The organism is Corynebacterium sp. HMSC055G02 (assembly GCF_001809065.1).
GTDB lineage: Bacteria > Actinomycetota > Actinomycetes > Mycobacteriales > Mycobacteriaceae > Corynebacterium > Corynebacterium jeikeium_D.
The window spans coordinates 16,288-40,110 of record NZ_KV795671.1 but is presented as its reverse complement, the minus strand read 5'-3'; the positions used below and the strand labels follow the sequence as shown (position 1 = coordinate 40,110).

Annotated in this window: 25 protein-coding genes; 10 read left to right on the top strand and 15 right to left on the bottom strand. The window is 57.9% G+C overall.

Annotated features, from left to right (window positions below; genetic code table 11):
• Nucleotides 1-15 precede the first annotated feature (15 nt).
• The 5 genes from HMPREF2547_RS08370 to HMPREF2547_RS08350 form a co-directional block, all read right to left on the bottom strand.
• Nucleotides 16-483, bottom strand: a complete 468-nt coding sequence (locus tag HMPREF2547_RS08370) for a GNAT family N-acetyltransferase (protein WP_049193633.1) — start codon at nucleotides 481-483, stop codon at nucleotides 16-18.
• An 87-nt stretch (nucleotides 484-570) separates the two neighbouring features.
• Entirely contained in the window at nucleotides 571-1,455 is an 885-nt protein-coding gene (locus HMPREF2547_RS08365) for a 5-oxoprolinase subunit C family protein (protein WP_049172680.1), read from the bottom strand.
• Nucleotides 1,456-1,473: 18 nt separating this feature from the next.
• Nucleotides 1,474-2,127 (bottom strand): 5-oxoprolinase subunit B family protein, encoded by a 654-nt coding sequence (locus HMPREF2547_RS08360; RefSeq protein ID WP_049172678.1) that lies wholly within the window; start codon nucleotides 2,125-2,127, stop codon nucleotides 1,474-1,476.
• 71 nt (nucleotides 2,128-2,198) lie between these two features.
• Nucleotides 2,199-2,972, bottom strand: coding sequence for a LamB/YcsF family protein (locus HMPREF2547_RS08355; protein WP_049193632.1), 774 nt, complete (start codon nucleotides 2,970-2,972; stop codon nucleotides 2,199-2,201).
• A 92-nt stretch (nucleotides 2,973-3,064) separates the two neighbouring features.
• Nucleotides 3,065-4,276, bottom strand: coding sequence for an NRAMP family divalent metal transporter (locus HMPREF2547_RS08350; protein ID WP_049193630.1), 1,212 nt, complete (start codon nucleotides 4,274-4,276; stop codon nucleotides 3,065-3,067).
• Between the two features lie 148 nt (nucleotides 4,277-4,424).
• On the opposite strand from HMPREF2547_RS08350, the gene HMPREF2547_RS08345 reads away from it, so the two are divergent.
• Nucleotides 4,425-5,111 (top strand): GntR family transcriptional regulator, encoded by a 687-nt coding sequence (locus HMPREF2547_RS08345; protein WP_070605563.1) that lies wholly within the window; start codon nucleotides 4,425-4,427, stop codon nucleotides 5,109-5,111.
• Between the two features lie 30 nt (nucleotides 5,112-5,141).
• Nucleotides 5,142-6,107 carry a quinone oxidoreductase family protein gene (locus HMPREF2547_RS08340; RefSeq protein ID WP_246819655.1) on the top strand — a complete coding sequence of 322 codons (966 nt, stop codon included), beginning with the start codon at nucleotides 5,142-5,144 and terminating at the stop codon, nucleotides 6,105-6,107.
• A gap of 13 nt (nucleotides 6,108-6,120) precedes the next feature.
• Here the strand turns inward: HMPREF2547_RS08340 and HMPREF2547_RS08335 are convergent, their stop codons facing one another.
• From HMPREF2547_RS08335 to HMPREF2547_RS08305, 7 genes are all read right to left on the bottom strand, one after another.
• The gene (locus HMPREF2547_RS08335; RefSeq protein WP_070439451.1) at nucleotides 6,121-6,642 is read right to left on the bottom strand and encodes a hypothetical protein; all 522 of its coding nucleotides are present in this window, start codon (nucleotides 6,640-6,642) and stop codon (nucleotides 6,121-6,123) included.
• Nucleotides 6,639-6,956 (bottom strand): hypothetical protein, encoded by a 318-nt coding sequence (locus HMPREF2547_RS08330; RefSeq protein WP_126107947.1) that lies wholly within the window; start codon nucleotides 6,954-6,956, stop codon nucleotides 6,639-6,641. The genes HMPREF2547_RS08335 and HMPREF2547_RS08330 overlap by 4 nt, the downstream gene beginning before the upstream one ends.
• 92 nt (nucleotides 6,957-7,048) lie before the next feature.
• A complete protein-coding gene (locus HMPREF2547_RS08325) occupies nucleotides 7,049-7,741 on the bottom strand; it encodes a metal-dependent transcriptional regulator (RefSeq protein ID WP_049172669.1) in 693 nt (230 codons plus the stop codon).
• 3 nt (nucleotides 7,742-7,744) lie between these two features.
• A complete protein-coding gene (locus HMPREF2547_RS08320; protein WP_070605515.1) occupies nucleotides 7,745-8,563 on the bottom strand; it encodes a metal ABC transporter permease in 819 nt (272 codons plus the stop codon).
• The gene (locus HMPREF2547_RS08315; protein WP_070605512.1) at nucleotides 8,556-9,386 is read right to left on the bottom strand and encodes a metal ABC transporter permease; all 831 of its coding nucleotides are present in this window, start codon (nucleotides 9,384-9,386) and stop codon (nucleotides 8,556-8,558) included. Before HMPREF2547_RS08315 ends, HMPREF2547_RS08320 begins: the two co-directional genes overlap by 8 nt.
• The gene (locus HMPREF2547_RS08310) at nucleotides 9,376-10,044 is read right to left on the bottom strand and encodes a metal ABC transporter ATP-binding protein (RefSeq protein ID WP_042388536.1); all 669 of its coding nucleotides are present in this window, start codon (nucleotides 10,042-10,044) and stop codon (nucleotides 9,376-9,378) included. Before HMPREF2547_RS08310 ends, HMPREF2547_RS08315 begins: the two co-directional genes overlap by 11 nt.
• Nucleotides 10,045-10,067: 23 nt before the next feature.
• Entirely contained in the window at nucleotides 10,068-11,198 is a 1,131-nt protein-coding gene (locus HMPREF2547_RS08305; RefSeq protein ID WP_070605510.1) for a metal ABC transporter substrate-binding protein, read from the bottom strand.
• Nucleotides 11,199-11,473: 275 nt separating this feature from the next.
• On the opposite strand from HMPREF2547_RS08305, the gene arsC reads away from it, so the two are divergent.
• From arsC to HMPREF2547_RS08265, 8 genes are all read left to right on the top strand, one after another.
• Nucleotides 11,474-11,818, top strand: coding sequence for an arsenate reductase (glutaredoxin) (gene arsC / locus HMPREF2547_RS08300; protein ID WP_070605509.1), 345 nt, complete (start codon nucleotides 11,474-11,476; stop codon nucleotides 11,816-11,818).
• A 197-nt stretch (nucleotides 11,819-12,015) separates the two neighbouring features.
• The gene (locus tag HMPREF2547_RS08295; RefSeq protein ID WP_049189323.1) at nucleotides 12,016-13,413 is read left to right on the top strand and encodes an MFS transporter; all 1,398 of its coding nucleotides are present in this window, start codon (nucleotides 12,016-12,018) and stop codon (nucleotides 13,411-13,413) included.
• A 142-nt stretch (nucleotides 13,414-13,555) separates the two neighbouring features.
• Complete coding sequence (locus tag HMPREF2547_RS08290) at nucleotides 13,556-13,723, top strand: antitoxin (RefSeq protein ID WP_016422348.1); 168 nt, start codon at nucleotides 13,556-13,558, stop codon at nucleotides 13,721-13,723.
• Nucleotides 13,724-13,973: 250 nt separating this feature from the next.
• Complete coding sequence (locus HMPREF2547_RS08285; protein WP_231367182.1) at nucleotides 13,974-14,963, top strand: FecCD family ABC transporter permease; 990 nt, start codon at nucleotides 13,974-13,976, stop codon at nucleotides 14,961-14,963.
• Nucleotides 14,960-15,820 (top strand): ABC transporter ATP-binding protein, encoded by an 861-nt coding sequence (locus HMPREF2547_RS08280; protein ID WP_016422346.1) that lies wholly within the window; start codon nucleotides 14,960-14,962, stop codon nucleotides 15,818-15,820. Before HMPREF2547_RS08285 ends, HMPREF2547_RS08280 begins: the two co-directional genes overlap by 4 nt.
• Nucleotides 15,821-15,931: 111 nt before the next feature.
• On the top strand, nucleotides 15,932-16,957 hold the full coding sequence (locus HMPREF2547_RS08275) for an ABC transporter substrate-binding protein (RefSeq protein ID WP_070605507.1): 1,026 nt from the start codon (nucleotides 15,932-15,934) through the stop codon (nucleotides 16,955-16,957).
• Between the two features lie 117 nt (nucleotides 16,958-17,074).
• The gene (locus HMPREF2547_RS08270; protein ID WP_246818337.1) at nucleotides 17,075-18,793 is read left to right on the top strand and encodes an ATP-binding cassette domain-containing protein; all 1,719 of its coding nucleotides are present in this window, start codon (nucleotides 17,075-17,077) and stop codon (nucleotides 18,791-18,793) included.
• A gap of 1 nt (nucleotide 18,794) precedes the next feature.
• Complete coding sequence (locus HMPREF2547_RS08265) at nucleotides 18,795-20,621, top strand: amino acid ABC transporter ATP-binding/permease protein (protein WP_070429479.1); 1,827 nt, start codon at nucleotides 18,795-18,797, stop codon at nucleotides 20,619-20,621.
• Nucleotides 20,622-20,628: 7 nt separating this feature from the next.
• Here the strand turns inward: HMPREF2547_RS08265 and HMPREF2547_RS08260 are convergent, their stop codons facing one another.
• The 3 genes from HMPREF2547_RS08260 to HMPREF2547_RS08250 all read right to left on the bottom strand — a co-directional run bounded on the left by HMPREF2547_RS08260 (nucleotide 20,629) and on the right by HMPREF2547_RS08250 (nucleotide 23,783).
• Nucleotides 20,629-21,273: a class I SAM-dependent methyltransferase gene (locus tag HMPREF2547_RS08260; RefSeq protein WP_070605505.1), complete on the bottom strand. Its 645-nt coding sequence runs from the start codon at nucleotides 21,271-21,273 to the stop codon at nucleotides 20,629-20,631.
• Nucleotides 21,274-21,377: 104 nt separating this feature from the next.
• Entirely contained in the window at nucleotides 21,378-22,673 is a 1,296-nt protein-coding gene (locus HMPREF2547_RS08255) for an alpha/beta fold hydrolase (protein WP_070605503.1), read from the bottom strand.
• A 15-nt stretch (nucleotides 22,674-22,688) separates the two neighbouring features.
• The gene (locus tag HMPREF2547_RS08250) at nucleotides 22,689-23,783 is read right to left on the bottom strand and encodes a trimeric intracellular cation channel family protein (RefSeq protein WP_016422340.1); all 1,095 of its coding nucleotides are present in this window, start codon (nucleotides 23,781-23,783) and stop codon (nucleotides 22,689-22,691) included.
• Nucleotides 23,784-23,823 lie beyond the last annotated feature (40 nt).

Genomic DNA, 23,823 nt, shown 5'->3' with positions numbered 1-23,823 from the left:
CTAGGCGATTAATTCCTAGGCTTCGCCACGGGCTGCATCACGAACCATCGTGATGTGCTCAATGCCGGCTTCTATGAAGGTCTCCCCGATCTCATGGAAGCCGGCTTTTGCGTACACAGCCTTCGCCTGCGTCTGGGCATGCAGAATCAGCCCCGTATCTGGGTGGTCAGCGATGACCTGCTGCAGCAGTTTCGAGGACAACCCCCTACCCCGGCTCGCAGCATCGACGACAACTCGGCCGATGGTGCGCGGGTAGCTCGTCGAGAACTCATCGAGCGTGTCAATTACACGCAAGTACGCAATAATCTTGCGGGAGTCATTGTCGTCGCGGATGAAATAGTGCTCTGCGGTATCTTCCAGGTCGCGCCAATCCATTTCCGGCTCTGTACAGGACTGCTCAAGATAGAACACATCGGTGCGCAGTGCCGAGATGGCATAAACATCCGTCGCGCTGAGTTGAGAAAAGGAGGCGTGTTCAATCATGGTGGCTGATTTTACTGCGAAGAACGGTGTGACGCTCATAGCTGGCAAACGTAGTGGCGCACCATCGCGCAGAATGAAGCCGCAGACCTATACCGCCCGCACCCGGCGGAATTGTACCTTCGCGCCGGGCACCAATTGCCCGGCCCTCGACAATGACGGCTCCGTCAACACACCAATGACCGGATATCCACCCGTCGCCGGATGATCAGGACCGAAAATAATCGGCTGCCCCGATGCGGGCACTTGTATCGCACCGGGGACCATTCCCTCGCTTGCCAACTCATGGGTGACCTGGCGCTCAAGAGTAGTCCCATTCAGCCGAAGTCCGACGCGGTTGGCCTCTTGCGTCACGGTCCATGTCTCGTGAAAGAAATCACTGACGCTTTCCCGCGTAAACCAGTCCGCCCGAGGGCCAGGAACAACATCTAAGCGCGCAGCCTCGCTCGACCAATGAGGCGCGGGATAAATTGCGATTGACGACCCCGTCGAATACTCCGGGTCGCCGACCTGCAAGACCTGACCGGCCTGCAAAGGCGCTGGGCCGAGCTTGCCGAGCGTATCGTATGACCGCGAGCCCAGCACTTCCGCGACATCGATGCCCCCTCGAATCGCGACGTACCCGCGAAGACCTGCATCGAAGGTACCAAGCCGCACAATTGCCTTCGCCCCGACCACAATTCGACTATTCATCGAGGTCTTGATGACCTTGCCATCCTGCTCGACAGTCACCTCACCGTGGGCTCCTGCGAAGGATATGATTGCTCCCTCCGCTACTTGGAACTCCAACCCGCCGACGACGCACTCAAGCACCGCCAGGCTTTCTTCGTTGACAACCATCCGGTTAGCAGCTGCCGCGGACTCGTGGTCGAACGCACCGGAAGTACTCACGCCCAGGCTGCCTTGCCCTGCACGGCCCAAATCCTGAATCGTCGTCAATATGCCGGGTCGAATAATCTCGATAGAATTCTTCATCTCTTCCGCCCCCTTTTTCTACGCCGCACTCACCGTAGAAGTCGCTTCAAATTGCACCTCAACCCCGGGCTCAAGCAGCGCCGGATTAGGCCGATTCAAGTCCCACATCTCCACATCTGTATGTCCCAAGAGCTGCCAGCCACCGGGCGAATCGATGGGATATACACCTGCGAATTGGCCCGCAAGTCCGACGGAGCCCTTGGGAACTCGAGTGCGCGGCGTCGTAAGGCGGGGAATATCAAGCGGCTCTGGCCACCCCTGACCGCTCCCGCGCACCATGTAATAAAAGCCCGGCGCGAATCCACCGAACGCGGCCGTCCAAGGGCGTTCGCAGTGCCAATCGATTAACGCTTGAGGGCTCATCCCAAGGCTTTGTGCCAAGGACTCAAGGTCCGCGCCGTCATAGTGAACGGGAATCGTCATTGTTTTTCGCTTGTCGACGGTCTGCCTCTGCGCATTGTTGCCCCGCAGCGCGGTTTCTACTGCGCCGAGGTAACGACGAGCCGGTCCGCGAAAGCGAAGAAGGAGCGTTTGGGCTGCAGGTACCCTGTCAACGAGTCCCTCAATCTCAGCCGCAGCAGAGTGTGCACGAAGTACCTTCGCCAACGGATTGGCCGATGATGAATAGTCGATAAGCAGCGCATTTGTTCCCATAGGGCGAATCTCGGCCATGGCGGTGCTGATCCTTTCTTTCTTGCGGGGTTGAAAAACTGCGGTTGATAAGACCGGTGTGCGAGTCCGCGCTATACGTGGGCAGCGACGGTGACTCCGGCGTCGACGAGCCCTTGGCGAATCATACGGGAGAGTTCGACCGCACCAGGGGTGTCTCCGTGCAAACAAATAGAGTCAGCCTGCACGGTCAACGGTGAACCGTCGTAGGCGACGATTGGTTCCCCGCTAGCCATTGCAATGACGCGTTTGACGACGGCATCGGGTTCTACAATGACCGACCCCTCGAGTACTCGGGACACCAGAGTTCCATCGGAGTTGTAAGCGCGATCTGCAAAAGCTTCCCTAATCACAGGGAGGTCCGCGTCGAGGCTGAGCCGTTCGATGACCGACCCCGGCTGCGCCATAATGGCAAGCTCATCTCCGCAGGTGGAGCGAGCGAGCAGGAGCGCCTCCACCACTGCAGCGGCCTGATTTTCATCCACTGCGATGCGGTTGTAGAGGGCACCGTGGGGCTTGACGTAGGAAACTTCGGTACCCACCGCCCGTGCACATGCCGAAAGTGCACCAATCTGGTAGACGGTTTCGGCTCGCAATTCTCGATGTGAGTAATCCATGCGTCGTCGTCCGAATCCGGCGAGATCGCGGTAGGCGACGTGCGCGCCGATGCGAATTCCGCGCACGGCAGCTGCCTCACAGGTCTCCATCATGACGCTAGCGTCACCCGCGTGATACCCGCAGGCAATATTGGCACTGGTCGCAATGTTCAGCAGAGCGATATCATCACCCATCTTCCACGAGCCGAACGCTTCCCCAAGGTCAGAGTTGAGATCGATAGTGGCGCCCATAAACGTCACCGCTCCTTCCAGGTAGTAATGCTGGTCTTTGTACCGTTGTTATGTTGGTTCTCATCTGAGCTGTGCGAGAAACCGGGGGGGGATTAGCCGAGCATTTCAAACACACCGCCGAATGAGCGCCACGCCAAGAACCAGGCGACTGCGACACCCAAGATTCCGATAGCCGCCAACCACTTCGGGTACTTGTAACCATTCATGAGATCCGCACGGAACAGCGCGATGTAAATCAGCACAGTAACGCCAATTGGAAGAACCAAACCATTGAAGGCTCCGGCGAAAACCAACAGCGTCGCTGGAGCCGTACCGATGACACCGAAGAGCAGCGTGGAGATTGCAATTAGGACAATGGTGATCGTGTTTTGAGTCTTGGCTCCAGCACCCGAGGAACGAGTCAGAAATGTTGCTGAGGTGTAGCTGGCACCCACAATCGACGAGATTCCCGCAGCCCACAGGACAACGCCAAAGAAGCGCATACCCCAATCTCCTGCCGCAGCTTGGAATGCCTCTGCAGCGGGGTTTCCATCCGTATTGAGGACCACGCCACCCGCAACCACTCCCAAGACAGCTAGGAAAAGGAGGAAACGCATGATGGCTGTGACGATGATGCTCGTAACAGATGAGCGAGTGGTCTGTGCGAGGTTCTCTACACCGCCGGCGCCAGCATCAAGCATGCGGTGAGCGCCAGCGTAAGTAATGTACCCGCCAACAGTGCCACCGACGAGCGTGATGATTGCCAACAAGTCAATCGTGTCGGGCATGACCGTGTTCTTCAGTGCTTCCCCTACTGGCGGGTTAGAACTGAACGCCACAATTCCAGTGACCAGAATCATCACGACACCGAGCACAACGAGTGCCTTGTCCAGCGCCATACCCGCCCGACGGGAGAGGAAGAAGCCAATGGCGAGGATTGCAGTAACAATGCCGCCAATCTTTGCGTCCACGCCCAACATCGCGTTCGCACCAAGTCCAGCACCGCCGACGTTGCCAATATTGAAGACCACACCACCGATGACAATGAGAATTGACATTAACCAGCCCAGCCCCGGAAGCACGGCGTTGCCGAGCTCCTGCGCGCGGCGTCCAGAGACAGCAATCACTCGCCACACGTTGAGCTGAATCGCGATATCAAGAAGCACCGAGATCACAATGGCAAAGGCGAAAGCCGCGCCAAGCTTGGCCGTAAAGGTTGCGGTCTGGGTGAGGAAGCCCGGCCCGATAGCACTGGTCGCCATCAGGAATACGGCGCCGAGGAGTGCCGTTCGCCGCGCCTTATGGGCAGATGTTGAAGCGTCCATAGCGTAAGGCCTTTCCCTACAAGTCTGACGATTCCCACGTTGAAGGATTCCCACGTTGAAGATCGCCTGCACAGAGATTGTTGAACAATGTCTCGTATGTTAATTGGTGATGGCCGCCACACAAAAGTGCTTTAGTAGTCTGTATTACATGACTACCCCCGGAAGCATCCTCGACGATCAGACCCACACGTCCTCTGGGGAAAAACAACAAGACGTTTCAGTAGCGGATGTCACCGCAACTGTCCTGCGCCGAGAGATTCTCGCCGGAAAGCACTACAGCGGCGAGCAGCTCCGTGAAACCCAACTTGCTGCGCGACTGCAGGTCAGTCGCAACACCATCCGACAGGCGTACCGGAAGCTGGAATCTGAGGGGCTTCTTACTCATATCCCTCATCACGGCGTTTTTATCGCCTCCTTCGACAAAGAACGCATCCGCGAGCTGTATGCTTTTCGCCATGTCGCCGAATGCGGAACACTGCGGTCGCTAAGCAAGAGCCAAGCAAAGCTCCTCGGCGAGGAGATTCTTTCTATTTGTGGTTCGCAGTCATCATTGAACCTTCCCGAACGGAATAATGCCTTTCACCTCGCCATCGTCAGAGCTTCCGGGTCTCCCGACCTGTTAGCAACCGCCGAATCCATTCAGGCCCAACTCCGTCTTTGCTTTCTCTCCTACCCCCAAAGCATCGAGCTCCATGCCCGATACGCCGATCGCCACATCAGTATCGCCAAAGTTCTCATCGAGGACACCCCACACCACGCCGCCGACCTCCTCAGCGCCTACCTCAATGAGTCGTTCAGTGCCGTCACCGCTGCCCTCCCGCTTGCCGACCGTTGATAATTAGCTGCTAGGACTAAAGTGATGGACATGGCAGCAAATTCAGGCAACGCATACGCAATGACCATTCCGGAGTTCGGCCCCGCTGACATTTTCACCAGGACATCTATCGAGCCTGCGGAGCCCGGCCCCGGCGAAATCCTGGTCAAAACCACAGCCATCGGCGCGAATCCGCTGGATTACAAGATGCGCGATGGCTCTTCCGGTCTGTGCGCAAAGTTCACCCCTCCCGCCGTCCTCGGACGCGAAGCCGCTGGCGAAGTCGTTGCCGTCGGCGAAGGTGTGGACAGCTTCGTCCCCGGCGACCGTGTCTTCGGCATGCGCGGCTTCGACGACTTCCGCGGCACCTACGCAACGCACAACGTCTTCCCCGCCGACGGTGTGGTCCGAACGCCCGATTCGCTTGACGACGTTACCGCTGCGGGTCTTGCCCTAGTGGGAATCACGGCGACCGTCGCTGTCGAGCAGCTTGCAAAGGTAAAAAGCGGTGACACCGTACTCATCCATGGTGCAGGTGGCGGTGTTGGCCAGCTGATGACACAGCTGGCGGTTGCCCGTGGCGCAACTGTGTTGGCCAGTGCGTCGTCACGCCATCATGAAAAACTAGTGGGCTTTGGCGCGCAGCATATTGATTACACAGCGGAAGATGTATTCGAGGCTGTGCGCCGGCGGTTCCCCGAGGGCGTTGATGTTGTGCTCGATGGCGTGTACTTCGACACTTTCCTCCCCTCGCTGGATGTGTTGGCATCGGATGGTCGGATTGTGGCGCTGCCTTCACTGGCCGACCTGACACCGGCGAGGGAACGTGGCATTGAGGCACACATTCCGGCCATTTCGAATGACACGACTATTTATGCCGACCTGGCCGACCGCGTGGTTGCCGGTGAGATTTCACTTCCTATCGGCCTGACTAAAAACCTCACCGAGGTCGCGGAGGTCCACCGAGTATTGGAAGACGGACACGCTGACGGCAAGATTGTGATGACCGTCGACTAATTCAAGTGCGTTACTACAGCTCGCGACGAGCGTTCTGATATGTCTTCGTCAGCGAGCACCAGAGCTCGTCGGCATCAGAGATGGCTTCCACCAGCTCCCGGTTGGTCATAGTTTCGCGCTGCTCGCGCAGTCGGTTGTTTAGCTTCCGGGCACGAGAGAGCTCACCGCGTAGCTCGATGAGCTCCGGCGTAGCCTCACCGGAGGCAAATACATCCTTGTAGATGGTGCCGACACCCATTGTGGTGTTCACATTGTCCCAGGCAGTAAGGATTGCGGTGAGCTGGTACTCGGTGTCCATGGCAATCTGCTGCAGCTCCGCGTGATTACGCTCGGCGAGCTCGTGCGCCTCAGCACTACGGCGCACACCGGCCCAAGCCTGGTATGCGATGAGAATCGCAAGCACCAAACCCGCCACTGGCAATGCATATTGCAGAATCCACAGCGTGACACCGAAGAGCTGAACAATCAGGCCGAAGAAGAAAAATACGACAATGACCGTCGCGCACCCGTTGTCGGAGCCTGAGCGTTTACTCATCGCGGCGTCACCTCCGCCGCAGCATTCAAAATCGCATCGGCCCCCAGGTGGCTGGCGTAGCCAAGTCCGATGGCTGCTGCCAAAAGGAGTATTGCCAGCAACGTATAGACGATTGCCTCTTTGACAGTGCTAGTAACCGCAATGCGCTGCTCTTCGTAGTCAACCAGGGCACGCATGTCTTTGGTCGAGGCATTCAATCGACGTTCGAGGTCAACCATGTGTTCCTGCTGCTCGGCGCGTGAGATAGCGATGGCATTCAACGGCACATCAACACTCTCGACACTGGCATATGCCTGCCGACGAGCACTCTTCACGCTGTCGAACGACACTGACGGTGCGGGTGGCACTTTCGTCGGCCCAGTGAGATTCCGCGACACCTTATAGTAAGAGCGCGCTGCGGCTCTCGTCAGTTGGTTGTTGGAGTCGCCTTGATTGCCCATAGTGCCGAGTCTGCCACATGAATTTTCTTTGGCTCGTTATCGCCCACCTCATCGATGATGGCGAAGACATGCATACCTGCATATGGTGCGGCTTCGGCTCGGAGCACGGTCCCCGGGCCTACCCCTGATGTAGCCAAATAGCGCAGTAGTTCAGGGTCGGAGTCGTTAATGCGATCGACTACCACCATCGCGCCGGCTTCGATATCCGTCAGGTCGGTGCGCACTGCGCTGGCGATGGTACCGCTTGCGCTGGGAATTGGATCGCCATGCGGATCGCGCTCAGGGAATCCCAGCATTGCATCAATGCGACTAATGAAATCATCCGAGACCGCATGCTCAAGCTTTTCAGCTTCCTCGTGAACCTCATCCCAGGTGTATCCCAGAGTCGAGACCAAGAAGCTTTCAATAAGCCGGTGGCGACGCACCATGATCAGCGCAATGTCTCGCCCACGGTCCGACAGGCTAATGCCCCGGTACGGCTCGTGGTTGACAAGTCCACGTGCAGCTAGCTTCTTCACAGCTTCGCTGGCGGTGGGCTTCTTTTCACCCATCCGCTCAGCGACGTCGCCTAGTGCCACTTTTTCACCGGTGCGCTCGTGCAAATCCCAAATGACCTTGAGGTAGTCCTGGGTCTTTGCTGGTAAATCCTCCACGTGCATTCTTCAAACTCTAGCGCTATTGCGTGTTGACGCAATCTTGAGGGGGACATAGAAACAACCGGCGCACACGCCAATACAGCCACCAACTGACAAGTTCGCCGCCACCGCAATGAATAGCCCCACCAGGCCAATCGCGATACCCATCAATGGTGCTAACACGAATAGCAAACGGGTATCGTTCACTACCCCAACGAGCGCAGCTGCCGGGGCAGCCAACAGCGCGATGGATAGAATCGTGCCGACAGCCGGAATCAGCGCCACCAGAGTCAGAACGATTAGCCCGCTGATGACCAACTGTGCTCTTCTCCTCGAATGCGCGACCCCGAAAGACTCCGGATCGAATGTGAAGTAAATCAGCTGGCGCCACCGAGCCACCAGCACCAACGCCACCAGCAGCAAGAGCCCACCCGACAGCGCAATATCAATCTTGTTCACGTTGAGTACGCTGCCGACCAGGAAACTCTCAACCTTCACCGGCAACGGGGCGAACCACTTGTTCAGGAAGTAGCCCAGTGCGAACCCAAATGTCAGCACAATTCCTGCCGCCGAGGACGTCGTTCCCACCTTTGACAGACCGAACAGTGCCCCAATCGGAATACACATCAGAAATGCCCCGATAAAGAGGAACACCGAAATCCACGAGTGGCTCAGGCCGAGCGCTGCCGCAATAACAACGCCCACCACCGCACCGGGAAAAGTCGCATGTGTAATCGCTTCTGCGAAGAACACTTGTTTGCCCAGCACCGCGAGTACCCCCACCACGCCGGCCAATGCGCCGACCAATATCAGCTCGATGATTGGCAAAATCAGGATGCTAGACACGGTCGCCTCCCATCACGCCGCGCAGTCCCAGTGCCATGAAATACAGTCCCACCGAGGTCAGCGCGACGACTGCCTGAGGCGACACCGGCCCCAAAGGCACCAGTGCCAAACCAACGATTCCGCTGAGGCAGCCCACTGCAATCGCAATCGGCACCATCACATGAACTCGGCGAGTCAGCAGTCTCGCCGCCGCTCCCGGCACGACCAGATATCCGACTACCAGAAGCACGCCCACAGCGCTTGCCGACGACACCACGACCGCAGCAATCGCCGCGTTAATGGTGAGGTCGATGCCCCACACATTGACGCCTGCGGCTTTGGCACCGAAGCGATCAAAGGCAACAAACACCTGCCGGCGCCAGGTCACTGCGATAAGAACCAAGGCGATGGCACAGACAATCAGGGCGCTGGTGAGACGGGAGTCAGTGACTTCCAGCAGTCGCCCGAACATGAGCGCTTCCAGCTGTCCTGACTGGTCACCTTTCTTCAGCGAGAGAATCACACCGATGGAAAAGAAGCTGGTCAGTACAACTGCCACTCCGGCTTCCGACATGTGCGAGCGCGATACCAAGGTCAGTGCTACTGCCACTACCACCGCAAATGCTGCAGCCACCGGGATAATCATGTCGATGCCGCCGAATACGGCACCGGCCACAATTCCGGGAAAAATCGAATGCACCATGGCCTCGGCATTGAACTCGAGGCCACGCAGGTTCACGATGACACCGACCAGGCCAGAGACCGCCCCGAGGGCAATCAGCAGCACTAGTGGCCTGAACATGAAAGGCGCTACCCCAAGCTCATTCGCAAGCTCAGTCCACATAGGCTGGCACCAACTTCGAGGTCGCACCAAAAGCCGGCTGCTCCGCCACAATTAATGTGTTTTCGCAGGTCTCCTCAGCAAGAACAAGATCATGGGTGGCCGCGATAATTGCCGTGCCATTTTCCTTCAGTTCGTTGAGGAGATTCAGCAGCATCGCCCGATTTTCAGTGTCGAGGCCGTTGAACGGCTCGTCGAGAAGCACGAGTTGCGGACGTGCGACGATGGCACGCGCCAACAGAACGCGTTGCTGCTGACCACCGGAGAGGTTGCCGAAACGTTCACTGGTGCGGTCGGCAAGCCCGACTTTGGCTAGCGCTGCGTGGATGCGTTCTTTGCGGTGTCCAAGCGGTTGGAAGGGGCGCAGTTCGTGCAGCACCCCCATGGCGACGACATCGAACGCCGTGACCGGAAAAGTGCGATCGAGGTCTGCCGACTGCGGGACGTAGGACACAATCTTCGCGTTGTTGTGCATCTCACCAGCGAGAAGACGAGTCCCACCTAGGATTCCGCGCAGCACAGTCGTTTTTCCAGAGCCATTGGCGCCGATGAGTGCAAGCCCGGTACCCGGCGCGACATTGGCGGTGATGTGATTGACGATGGGTACCGCCGTGTAGCCGAATGAGGCATCGCGGAGCGTGACTATGGGGTCAGCAGACATGGGGTTAGCTAAGCGGTTACGGCTCACTTGATGCCCTCTGGCAGCGGCGCGACAGTTCCGTCCCATGCCGTCACAACCTGAGTGACGTTGTGGATGATGGAACCGATGTAGGTCTCGCCGGCACTGCCAGCCGGACCAAGGGAGTCGCCGTAGAGTGCGTCCTCACCAACGATGGCCTTGACACCTGCGGCCTTGGCGATCGCCTCAATTGATTTCGAGTTGTTCGAGTTCTCCGCAAACAGCGCGGTTGCACCCGAGTCCTTCACGGTCTTTGCCGCCTCGGCGATATGCGCGGCCGTGGCATCCTGCTGCTCGTTGAAATCAGACAGCGCTGCGCCGATGAAGTTGATATTGAACTCGTGGGAGAAGTATCCAAAGGCATCGTGGCTGGTAAACAGCACAGGGTCCGACACGGTGGCGATGGACTTATTTGCCCACTCATCCAGCTGATTCAGCTTCTCCTGGTAGGCCGCAACGTGGTCGGCGATGGTGGACTTCAGCTCATTGTCGCCACGTTCCTCAGCGACCTGTTCCAGGGCATAGCCGATATTGGCAACCTGGATCTTGGCGTTCTTCGGTGAGGTCCATACATGCGGATCGAAGCGGAATTCCGCCTCCTCACCGGGTTCTTCCGGCGGGAATGGCCATGGGGCGACATCAATCTTTTCCACCCCTCGGTCGATGGTGTAGTTACCATTCTTCGCCTTCTCTGGTGGCAGTGGCTTTGTTTTGTCCGTGTCCTTGGCTGCCTTCATGGCATCTACGTCACCTGCAGTGAGAACGCCACTGGTTACTGCCATCGTTCCGGAAAAGCCCGAGGACTCAATCGCCTGATCCAGGAAGTGCTCCAGGTCAACGCCGTTGACGAACAAGAGATCGGCGTTACCAGTCTTGGTCAGCTGCTCGTGGGTCATTTCCAGCTCATGTGCTGTTGCATTCGGCGCCAACAGGCAGGTCAGATCCACTTCATCGATGTCCAGCTGCTTCACGTAATCACAAATCTGCGTCGTGGAAGCCACGACGTTGATTGGGTTCTCGCCGCTGGCTCCCTCACTGCCATCGCCACACGCTGCAAGGCCAGCGCCCGCTAGCAAGATCGAAAGGCCCGCACACATGGACTTAGCTGATCGCGAAAGTTTTCCGGAAATTGTCATGTTGGTGTCCGCTCTTGATTGTTTGTTATTGCTTTACGACGGCTACGCTGACCGGCCGCTTCAGTAAATCTGGTCACCTTAGGGGCGGTTGGGGCGCACTTCGCCGTTCATCTATCACGTGTGAGAGTAAACCTAACGACAACTATTTTCAACCTATTGAACTTAAGTGTTGTTGGCTTTACAGCCTTTCAGGATAAATAATGAACAAGGTCTCACCCCATACAGTTACACCGCTCCATCTACCGCCACACCACAACATCAGCCATGATGGAGACATGGAAGCGAAGATTTACCACAACCCCCGCTGCTCAAAGTCCCGCCAAGCTCTCGCCGTACTACGCGAGGCCGGAATCGAGCCGGAGATCATCAAGTACCTAGACACTCCCCCAACCAAGACCGAGCTGCGCTCGCTAATCGAGGCGGCCGGCCTGAGCGTCATCGATGCCGTGCGCACCAAGGAAGCAGAGTTCAAGGAACTGGGACTCTCCAAGGACTCCAGCGACGAGGAACTGCTGGACGCAATGGTCACACACCCACGCCTGATTGAGCGCCCGTTTGTCGCCACCAATAAGGGGGTAAGGATGGCTCGCCCCACCGAGGCCATTAATGACATTCTCTAGGCAGTGACAAGCATTAATTGCTTTTACGCCAACCCCTCTCAAAGACCTCCAAGGCCGGGAGGTTAATGCCCCGTTAATAGAGACTGAAGTCTCTGTAAACTCAACGCTGAAACGATAAAGCTCCCCGCCTGCTGCCCTAACCACCCGCACAGGTTGCATTAGAGGCAACGGCGGCCTTCAGCGAAAGGACTGTCATTATGAGCAGTCAGAGGCTCGGCTGGCTCAGCGCACCCGGCCCAGCAGCTCCCCTCCCCGAGGAAAAAATTGCCCCGACCTACCGGACCTGGCGATTCAACGTCTTCATGGGCATCTTCATCGGCTACGCGGGCTTCTACCTCATCAGAAATAACATCCCCCTGGTGTCCGCCGTACTGGAAAAGCACGACCTACTTGGCGCAGCCGGAATCGGCATCGTAGCCAATGCAGTTCTGTTCTCCTACGGCCTATCCAAATTCTTCATGGCCATGCTCTCCGACAGGGCCAATGCCAGGTACTTCCTCCCACTTGGCCTAGCACTGTCCGCGGTCGTAAACCTCTTTGTTGCATTCGTCCCAGCAATCAGTGCCTCTGTTGCAATTTTCGCGACAGTCATGTTCATCAATGGCTGGTTCCAAGGCATGGGCTGGCCTCCTTCTGGACGCGTTGTCGTCCACTGGTTCTCGACATCCGAGCGTGGCACCTTGATGTCGATCTGGAACACTGCCCACAATGTCGGCGCCGCCGTCGGCGGTGCTCTGGCAGCCTGGGGCTTGCATTCGTTCGCCACTTCCGACGCCGACTGGACTCCCGCATTCTGGCTACCGGCAATTGTCGCGCTCGTGATTGCCGCCATCGCATTCCTGCTGATTCGAGATAACCCGCAATCCATGGGCCTGCCTCCGGTAGAGGAATACCGGAACGACCCGGACAAGGTCGAAGGAACTAATGACGAGGCACAAGAACCCTGGTTCACAATCGTCAAGAACCATGTTCTTACCAATCCGGTTATCGTCATGCTGGCGCTGGCCAATGTGTTCGTCTACGCACTCCGTTACGGAGTTCTTAACTGGATTCCGATTTACTTGACAAACGAATTGCACAAGACCAACGTCACGGGCGGAATCATCGGATTCATGCTCTACGAGGGCGCAGCAATTGTGGGCACCTTGCTGTGCGGATGGGTCTCCGACAAGGTCTTCAAGGGTTGGCGCTCAGGCGCCGGCATGCTCTTCCTGGTCGGCACCGGCATCACCATTTTCGCGTACTGGCAGCTACCCGCTACGGCACCATTGTGGATGTTCTACGTGCTCATCTCTCTGATCGGCGCACTCATTTACGGTCCAATCATGCTCATCGGACTGCAGGCCATCGACCTCTCGCCTAAGTATGTTGCGGGAACCGCAGCTGGTTTCACTGGATTGTTTGGATACCTTCTCGGCGCAACACTCGCCTCGACTGGTGTCGGCCTCTTGATCGACTTCGCAGGCTGGAATGTTACATTCGCAACCCTCATTGGCGTTGTCGCTATAGCGTTTGTCCTCATGATGTTCGTCGGCAAGTACGAGCGCGATGTCATGCACAAGGCAGATGAAGCCCGCACCAAAACAGCTCAATAACTGTCGGCCACGGTGTAGCTAGTCGAATCTCAACTTCACTCCGTGGGGCCAATACGGTCGCAAGGTCGCCAATTCATCGGTACACTCTATGTCACAAACGAAAAAACGCGAATAGACATTAAAAATGGAAGGAGTCTTCACCATGGGACTTATGGACAAGGCCAAGGAAGCACTGAGCAACGAAGAGAACACCGACAAGGTTCTGGACAAGGCTGAGCAGCTGGGCAAGGACAAGCTCGGCGAGGACAAGGCCGACCAGATCAAGAAGGTTCGCGACATGGCAGACGAGCGCCTGGGCGACAAGAAGTAAGCTACAGAGCTTCTTCACCCCGCATTAGCACCCTGTTTTCACAAGGGAGCTGGTGCGGGGTTTTGCTGTTCTTAGGGGACCCCACAGCCCCACCGACACGCCTTTATTGACAATTATTTTCAAATTGTCCATCATTAACCAAGTGAAAACTATTGTCGATAGAGCTTCTCTTCCGCGCACTCGAAAACAAAAACTTCGAGCCCGGCTCTTCGGCTTTCTACTTTTCCTGGCCGTCCCCGCCACAATCCTCTTGGCGATCTCCATAGGCCCCGCGGGAACAGGTTTCAGCAACGGCATCGTCGCGCTGCTCACCCCGCTCATCAAGACGCTTTCCGACGACCTCCCGGCTCTCAACCACCTTCTGCCAGAGATATCCCCTGCCACGCAATCACTTGTCTGGAGCATCCGGCTGCCCCGTGTCCTCCTTGCTGGACTGGTCGGTGCCTCGCTCGCTGTCGCAGGTGCAACCATGCAGGCAGTTTTTCGCAATCCGCTGGCCGAACCCGGTGTTACCGGTGTCTCCTCCGGTGCAGCAGTGGTAGCCGTCATTCTCATCGTCACTGGCGTGGCCGCGAAAGCACCGTGGGTTCTTTCGGCTGGCGCATTCATAGGCGCGTTGCTGGCTGTCATATTTGTCCAAATCGTCGCCGGTCTCAATGGCGGCAGTGGAGCAACCCTGTTGCTCGTCGGTATTGCACTCAACGCGTTCCTCGGCGCAGTCATCTCCGCCACCATCGCGAACGCGCCACACAGCGATGACGCTCAACAGGCCATGTTCTGGCTCAACGGCGATTTAACTGCTTCGAATTGGCAGGACATTGCACTGGCAGTCGGCCCCATTACCGTCGGCACGGTTATCTTGATGATGCTCATTCCCGAACTCAACCTGTTCCTCCTCGGCGAAGAACAGGCCGCTGCCACTGGTATGCGCACAGTGTGGATCCGGCAACTGCTGCTCGCCCTGGCTGCGTTAGTCACGGCAGCGGGCGTCGCTGTCACTGGCGTTATTTCCTTTGTCGGATTGGTCGTCCCGCACCTGATTCGCCTTGCCATCGGCCCCGATCACCGCAGCCTGCTGCCCATTTCTATGTGCCTCGGCGCAGTGTTTCTCATTCTCGCCGACCTCGTCGCCCGCAGTCTCTTTTCCCCAGTTGCTCTGCAAACTGGCACAGTCACCGCGTTCCTTGGCGCACCGGCGCTACTCGCGTTGATTCTTCGGCAAGGTGGCCGCCAGTCATGAGTCAGCAGACACAAAACCTCAGCGACCACGTCACTAAGCCAGACGCCGATAGCACCGCGCTGCTGCGGGCTACCGACCTCAGTGTCGGTTACCGCAATCGGACCGTCGTAAGTGGCGTGAACCTCGCTATTCGACCTGGCGAGGTCCACGGCATCATCGGTTCCAATGGCACCGGAAAATCCTCCTTGCTCCGTGCTATGGCGGGCATTGTGACACCGAGTTCGGGGCAGGTTGAGCTCCTCGGTGCGCCGCTGACGAAGCTTCGTGCCCACGAACGCGCCACCCGGTTGGCGTACCTGCCGCAGCACACACCGGCCGATGCCGCTATTGACGTTCGAACTGTCGTGGCACTCGGCAGGTACGCGCACCACCGTCGGCGTGACCGTTTCCGCAGTTCACTGAACTCCACGGACCACGACATCGTCGCCTATGCCCTCGACCGCGTTGGTGTCACCGCACTCGCCGACCGTCCCATCACGGCTCTGTCCGGCGGGCAGCGGCAATTGGTGTTCATCGCAAAGCTATTGGCACAACAGGCCAAGGTCATGCTTTTCGACGAACCCACTGCGGCCTTGGACATCGGGTTTCAGCTGGAAATCCTCGAGCTCCTCGGCGAGCTTGCCGACGAGGGCCACGGTATCGGAGTCGTCCTTCATGACCTCAACCTCGCGGCCCGCAGCTGCCACCGGCTCAGTGTGATTCACAACGGCGGATTGGAAGTCACTGGTTCCGCCGAAGAAGTGCTGACGCCTCCCCGAATAGATGCGATTTATCGCATCTCCAGCGCTGTCGATACCGATCCACATACCGGTTCGGTGCGAGTGACGGCGTTGGCTCGGGCTCGCCCGGCTGACTGATTGCAGTTGGCTGTTTCAGACTGTCTGACTCACACTGTCTGATTCCAGCTAGCACCAACGCAACCGAAAACTCCCCAACAATCAAAACTCAACACTCAAGGAAGTACTTTCGTGTTTTCACCAACTTCTCCTATCTCTGCCTTGAAGCGAAACTCTAAAAAGGCCGTCACTCTGCCGTTGATTGCAGCACTCCCCCTCGCTGCGGTGGTCGCTTGTTCTTCCTCGGAGGAGACGGCGCAGCAGTCGTCGTCAAGCGAAACTTCGACAAACCAGCAGGCGCAGTGGCCGCGTACTGTGACCGTCGGTGACCACGACGTTACGGTGCAGAGTCAGCCGAAGCGCATCGTTGCACTGTCGACCGAGGTTGCGGATCTGGCGTTGGAACTGGTTGGGCCAGAGCGTGTCGTAGCCGTGACGAAGAATGCGCTCGATGAGAACTCGGGTAATCAGGTTGAGCTGGCGCGTCAGGTGCCTAACGCGATTGCCAACTCCACGAAGCCGGATCCGGAGCAGATTCTGTCCTATGAGCCGGACATGGTGTTGATGACCAGCCGCCATGATCAGGAGCAGTCGGCAAGTGAGCTGCTGGGTGCCAGCGATGTTCCGACCGCGGCGTTTGCCAGCAGTGATTTCGCCTCGCCGAAGGCGCTGGCAGAGTCGGTGACCAAACTCGGCAAGTTGCTCGGAGCCGAAGATAAGGCGGCCGAGATGGTTGCCAAGATTGAATCGGAAACCGAAGAGATTCTCTCGGAAATTGACTCCACAACTAAGCCAAAGACGCTGGTCCTGTTTGCCCGCGGTGGTCAGAAGATGATTATGGGCATGCAGTCGGCGACGACGAATCTCGTTGAGCTGGCCGGTGGCGAGCCGATTTCGCCAAAGGGTAAGCGCCCGGGTGCCGTTCCCGCTGATCCGGAAACAATTGTGCAGCTGAATCCGGATGTCATTTTGATTCAGGATTTCCACGGCCAGGGCAAGGCTCCATTCCAGGAGTTGCTGGATAATCCGGCGCTTGCCGACGTCGCTGCGGTCAAGAATGATCGAGTGCAACTAATTGATGCGAAGACGACCTCTGGCACCGCCGGAATGCACATGCCCGATGGACTGCGTGAGATCGCTGACGCACTGGCTAAATAGAAAATAGGTTTTCACGTCGCTATGTGGATTCATGAAGCACTGACTTCCCCACCCCGCCGAATGCACTGGGTTTTGTTATCCAGCTGGGGGCGCAGCTTTTTCTTCGCTCTCAGCGCCGTGTCTCTTGGATACACGCTCGATGCTCTAAGCAGTTTGTACGGCGGTGTCGCAGACACCAGTGGCGGCAACTGGTTTGGGCAGTGGGGACTTCATGAATCCCTGTCCGCTGCAATTGTGGCGGTCATTCTGGGAAGCCTCTGTGCTTATGTCACCGAGGCATTGCCACCACGGCTTGCTGGCGAGCAGGAAAAGCTGTGGCGCTCACATGTGGTTGGCAGTGTGCTGAAGCCGGAGTTTTCCGCTCCTGAACAAGCCCCGAAGCACGCGCATGGAAGAGGGCACGGTGGCGGGAAATCCGGTCACTCACACCGAAGCGCGTCCAACACTGGCGAAGGCCTACTCTTCGATGCCGCGACCACAAGCGTCGAACAGACCGCGAACTACCGAGCGACATTTCTCGCTCCCACGTTGGCCTCGTTTAGTGCTCCACTGATCATTTTGGCGGTCTGGGCTTTGTGGGTGGATACGAAAACCGCCTTGTGGCTGGCACTATTTTTCATTTCCACGCCGCTGATCATTATTGGTGCGGGAAAGATTCTGCGGAAATCCAATGCGACGTATCGCCGAAAGCAAGCGAAGGCCACGCATGCCTACTTGGAGATGCTCGAAGGGCTGGGAACATTCAAAGTTCTTGGAGCAATTGATCGAGTCATGGCACGTTTTGCCAGCCAAACTCGCACTGCGATGTCTGAGCTCACCGCCCTACTCGCCCGCAATCAGCTGATGATTATTGTCAACGACGCGGTTTTTGGTATTGCAATGTCGACGACCGCAATCGGTCTTGTCTTGCTGCGTTTGCAGGCAGATGCAATCAGCGTGGGCACGGCCCTCGCAGGTGTTTTCCTATCCGTTCTGCTCTACGAGCCCGTCAATCGCGTCGGCCGCACTTTCTACATCGGACTCGGCGGGCGCACGCATCGAAACGGAATAGTGGAGGTATTCGGTGAGCCTGCCGCTAAAGCGTTCACAACCGGAACAGCGCATTCCGCCAAAGCCTCCGCACCGCACGCACCGGAGATTTCCCTCCGCGATGTGAGCGTTGACATCGGCGAAAAGCGCATTCTCTCCGATATCAACCTGACAATTCCAGCCGGCAGCAGAGTCGGCATCGTTGGCCCCAGCGGTTCCGGAAAGAGCACACTCCTGCGTGTACTCGCAGGCCTACAGCCGCATTCCGGGGAAGTCTGCCTTGACGGCGACGCGCTTTCGACCCCGGAGTTGCTCGCCAACTCGCTGCTCATCTCCCAGCAGCCAGCCATTTTCGGCACCACCGTCGCGGACAATCTTCGCATCGCATGCCCGGACGCAACGGCCGTCGATATGCGAAAAGCACTTCGCGACGTGCACTTACTCGCTGAAATCGAGCAGCGCCCTGGTGGTCTCGATTCGGAGGTCGGCGATCAGGGCAATTGGCTCTCAGGCGGGCAACGACGCCGCCTGGCCATTGCGCGTGGTCTGCTCGGCGCCGCTCCGATTGTGCTTCTCGACGAGCCGACAGCGGACATCGATCGTCGGACGGAAGGTCTCATCAAGGAGTCCTTGACCCGCCTTGCTGAAGGACGAACGAGCATCATGGTCGCTCACCGCATGGAAGCGCTATCGGACGTTGATCTGGTCATTGTCGTCGCCGAAGGCCGGATCGTGGCTGCGGGCAAACCCGACCAACTGAGCACAAGCAATGAGTATTACGCACGAGCGCTGACCGAGGAGAGCTGACATGAACAACATCATCTGGTTGCTGCGCTTTTCCGCACAGGCTCGCGGAGCGCTCAGTGCATCTATCCTCGCACGCGTGGCTGGGCACATTCTGGGTGCATTGATGCTGGCTGTGCCCGCCTGGGCAATTGCCACAATTGCGCTGTCGAAGTGGGACGCAACCGACTCGTCGCAAAGCTTGAGCATGCAGTGGACGTGGGCGGTCATTGGCGTGGTTGCAGGGCTGGCGCTGTTGAAAGCGATTCTGCGGTATGTCGAGCAGTACCTCGGGCATCTGGCTGCGTTTCGGCTGCTCGGCGAGCTGCGGCTGTGGATCGTCGAGCGTCTTATCCCGCAGGCGCCCGCGGTAACCGATGGGCTGGGTACTGCCAGGATTCACACAATTGCGATTCGTGATGTTGACCGAGTGGAAGTCTTCTTCGCGCACACAATTGCGCCCGCGGTGACGGCCGTACTGATTCCGCTGATGGCGGTCGTGACAGCGGCATCGACTGCCGGAGCCCTGCCTGCGATTGCTCTGACGCTGACCTTCGCGGTTGGCTTTGTGATTGCGCTCGCAGGCTCTAAGAAGGCGACGACGGAGGCTTCCGCAACGAACTCCACACGCACGGACATTGCGCAGTACATTGCCGATACGCTGCGCCTTCGGGAGGAAATCCTCATCTACGGCGCAGCCGAGCAGCGGCTGCGGGGATTGCGTGAGCTCGATGAACAGCTTGCTCAGAAAATGCGTGCAGGCGGCAAGCGGGCTGGACTGCGCTCTGGCGCGACCGGACTTCGGATTTGGGGTGGCAGCATTGCCGTCTTTTGTGCTGGTATCCCGGCGCTTTCAGCCGACTACCGTATGCTCCCTGCTGTTTTGGTGACGACGTCCCTGGTGGCGGGAACTGCTTCATCAATGGATTCGATCGAGCGCCTGGCATCTTCTCTGCCAGCGGGACTCAATGCAGTCACTCGGATCAGGGAGCTGGCCGCGCAGCCGCCGACTGTGGAAGAGCCGAAGCAGCCGGAGTCGCTGGACCTGCACCACGCGCAGACCGCGAGGGCCAACTCCGGCGACTCAGTCCCTGCCCTCGAACTGAGCGATGTCAGCTACCGCTACCCTGGCGCCGATAACCCTGCACTGACCAAGATCAATCTGCGCATTGCCTCAGGCCAGTTCATCGGTGTGGTCGGCCCAACTGGTTCGGGCAAGTCCACACTCTCCCGGCTAATCCAGCGGCATGTCGATCCGGATGTCGGCGAGGTCATCATCAATGGCCACAATGCCCGTGACCTCGGCTCAACCAATGTCTGCCGAACGGTTGTTGTCGCAGATCAGAATCCCTTTCTCATGGAGGCCACCATCGCTGAGAATCTATGTCTCGGCGCGCCTGATGGCTGCGAGGTTCCCGAATCACTGATGCACTGGGCGCTCGAACTCGCCGCCATCAACCCTGCTGAGATGCCGCTGGACAGGCCCATTGGCCGCCGCGCGCAGCGGCTCAGCGGTGGTCAGCGTCAACGTCTGGCGCTGGCCCGCACCTACTTACGCGCGGTACTAGCCGACGGCACTAAGCCCAATGACCTCGCTGCACACCTCGCCGGAAAGATTGTTATTTTCGACGAAGCCACCAGCCACCAGGATCCACTGACGCAGGCTCGTATCGTAGACAATGCCCGCGCATGTGGAGCGACCTGCATCTTTATTGCGCACCGACTTCAGACACTGGCCGAGGCCGATGACATCCTGGTCATCGAAAACGGCCAGCTCATCGAACGCGGCACGTATGACAACCTCCTCAACGCAGACGGCGCATTTGCTCGACTTGCGCGCGCCGAGGTCTAGGCTCCTTCTAGCTCTCCGCGCAGGTCTTCCGCAGCACCACCACGGTGTCGACAACGTTCTTGCCATCGATTTGCTTGACGACGTCACGCTGCGCCACCACCGCTTCGAGACTCTGCGGCTCGTGCGCAAAGAAATCAGTGACCTCATCCGCGCTGTAGAGCAGCTCGGGGTCTCCCGGGCCGTGGACTTCGTTGTCCGGATGGTGTGAGACTGAGACAAAGTAGCCACCCGGAGTGAGAGCCTCAGCGACGGCTCGCCAGAGGTTCTCCCTGTCCCTGCGCGGCAGGTGAATAAATGCGGCGACTACCAGCTCAAAGCTTCCTGCTTCCGGCTGCCAGTCTGTTAAGTCTTGCTGGACCAGGTTCGCAGAGAGCCCTTCAGCTGCCAACGCGGCTCCAGTATGTTCGAGCCCGACGCTGGAGAAATCCATGCCGGTGACATCCCAGCCCTGGCTGGCTAACCACACCGTGTGACGGCCACGGCCACAGCCTAGGTCGAGCGCACGTGAGGGGTCGGAGAAACCTTTCCAGATTACCTCAACATGCTGCGCGATTGTCGGATTCGGTTCGCCGCCAAAGAAAGAGCGCGAACCGTCACTTGCGGCCTCGCGATCTGCGGTGAATTTCCCATCCCAGAACTCTGCTGTCGACATGCTCACCAGGATAGACGGCACCGAGAGGCAATGCTGGACTACATGAGGTTCTGCGGAGGTTTGAAGTTCTACGGGGAGAGAATCTCCACCGGCAAACTGGCATCCTAGTGATCCTCGACGAGCTCGCGGAGCCGGGCAAAGATTGCCGCACCATCGTGGCGAATGCCGTCATGCTGGAATGCATTGGTCACATGTGGCCGCAGGTCCCGGTAGCAGTTGGCTGTCTCCATGGAGTACTCGAACGGCACGAAAATATCGTCGAGGTAAACCGCGGCTGCCGAGGTCGGGGCGTCGGCAAGCAAGCGTGCGGAATCATACGGCGAGCTTTCCCAGGTGTGCTGCGCAAATGCTTCCGCCTTTTCCTTGAAAGGAACGAGCGCGGGGTCCTCGTCGAATTGCCAGGGGAAAACGTGCTCACCGGTGAGATAAAACGGCTCGTCTCCTGCAGGATTGGCTTTTTCTTCAAAACCTGGGATTTCCTCGCGAATACGGTGAGCTGCCCAATTAGTTGTGGGCTGGTTCCCGACGCCACCATAAATGGATTCATGAATCGCGGCGTATAGCGGACCGTCGGCGAAACTCACGCGGGTCCCTACATCGGCCAGAAAATCGGTGCGCAATTGCTTTTCGCCATTGCGAATGTGGAATGGCTCTTCCAACAAATACGCCAGATTGTGGAATCCATCTCCGCGGCCTAATTCAATTCCGATGGTGCGGAATCGGCGAGAACTCAGTCGCTCACCGGTGGGGAGAGTTTCTGCAGATTGCTCGAGGTGCGCGCAGATTTCTCGAATTCGGTTTTCGACCCACGGATACTCGCGATAAAAACGCTCGTGACGGGTGCGCAGCTTCGCATACGTCGTGCGATAAAGGTCGTCAGCACCACGGTCCAGAACAGGTAAACCGCCTGTGAGATAAGCGTGCTCCACGGATTCCGGATAGCAGCTGAGATACGAAGTAATACAAAACCCGCCAAAAGACTGGCCATACAGCGACCATTTGGCAATGCCCAAATGCTTTCGCAATGCCTCCGCGTCTTCGACGATGTATTCCTGACGCAATTGGGCAAGCCGCTCGGCCGGAACATCTGCAATATTGGCCGCATCAATTCGATGCGAGCGCCCAGTGCCGCGCTGATCCAGCAGGATGACGCGGAATTCCTTCAGCGCCTCACCGATTACTCCGCTGGCACCTACCGGACGCGGTGCCGGAAATCCCGGGCCGCCCTGCAAATAGACAATTGCCGGCGCATCCTCATTTCCTGGCGCATAGATTTCCCTGGCGAAAAGCTCAAATGTCGCGGCATTCGCAGCTTCGGTAAAAGGATCCCAGGGCACCTCAACGGTGTGTTCCTTAATAATGTACCCAAAATGCCTGCTTGCAGTACTCGTCGATGCCATGTCTCTGCCGCTCCTCTAATCCCGCTGCTCGTATTTCTTCATCAGCTTTGCGACGAGTAAATCGGTCGCCTCATCGTCCGCAAGAATTTGATCCAACATCTCCCGGTATTCCCGCTGCCGCAGTGCCGTATCTTCTCCGTAGTCATCATAGGAATCACCGGATAGGTCCACACCGAAATCGGATTCGTCGCTGTCATCCTGCACTGTCTCCTGCTGCGCCGTCGGCATGTGCAGATCCGCTGGGAAGTCCGCATTGAACTCCTCCAGGAATTCCTCCGCGTTGGCCTCGGCGTCGGAACGCGACACTCCCCTATCAACCTCAGCCTGAATGCGACGCTGCAGCGCTTTTTCCATCTGTCGGTGACGCCAGCTGCGGAGGCGTGCGGGCTCGAAACGTCGACCAACCTCGCGGCTCTTGCCCTCTGCGCGACGTGCGAGGACCGCAATCTGCGCCGCGGTGTCGTTCAGTGGCGCCCACTCCGAGTGTGCCGACACTCGCCAATTACCCCAGTACCCCAGCAGCGAAAGCAGGATGCTGACGATAGGACCAATGACCATGGACACGGCCATAAATCCCAAATGGTGGCCTCCGATGACAATGACCGCGCAAGCCACGGCCGGGATGACCGTGGGCTGGTTGCCGCCGAAAACAGCGGGTACTCGCCCGGTCACAATGTCGCGGATCATGGAACCACCAGTGGCGGTGAAAACGCCCATCATGATGCACGGCAGAATGGGCAGACCATACGTGACGCCTTTGACCGTTCCCGTAGCTGCCCAGAGTCCCGAGACCACAGCGTCACCGTGGACCTGAACGTATTCCCAGGTCTTTCCTTTGAAATAGAAAAATCGCGCAATGAGCGCACCAGTAAACGCCAGGATTAGGTACTCCGGCTGGCTCATTGCGGCGACGGTGCCCTGGTTAATCAGAACATCGCGAATCATGCCGCCCCCCAGTGCGGAGAACAGCGCAATAAAGAAGAACCCGATGATGTCGTAGCCTCGTTGCCGGGCGATGGTGCCACCGATGATGCCCATGAGCAGGACACCACTGACATCGGACCACCGGTACATCGACTCGATGAGCGGATCTACTTCTGCGACGTTCATGATGTTCAAGCTTAGACGCTGCTATTTTTCAAGCATCAAC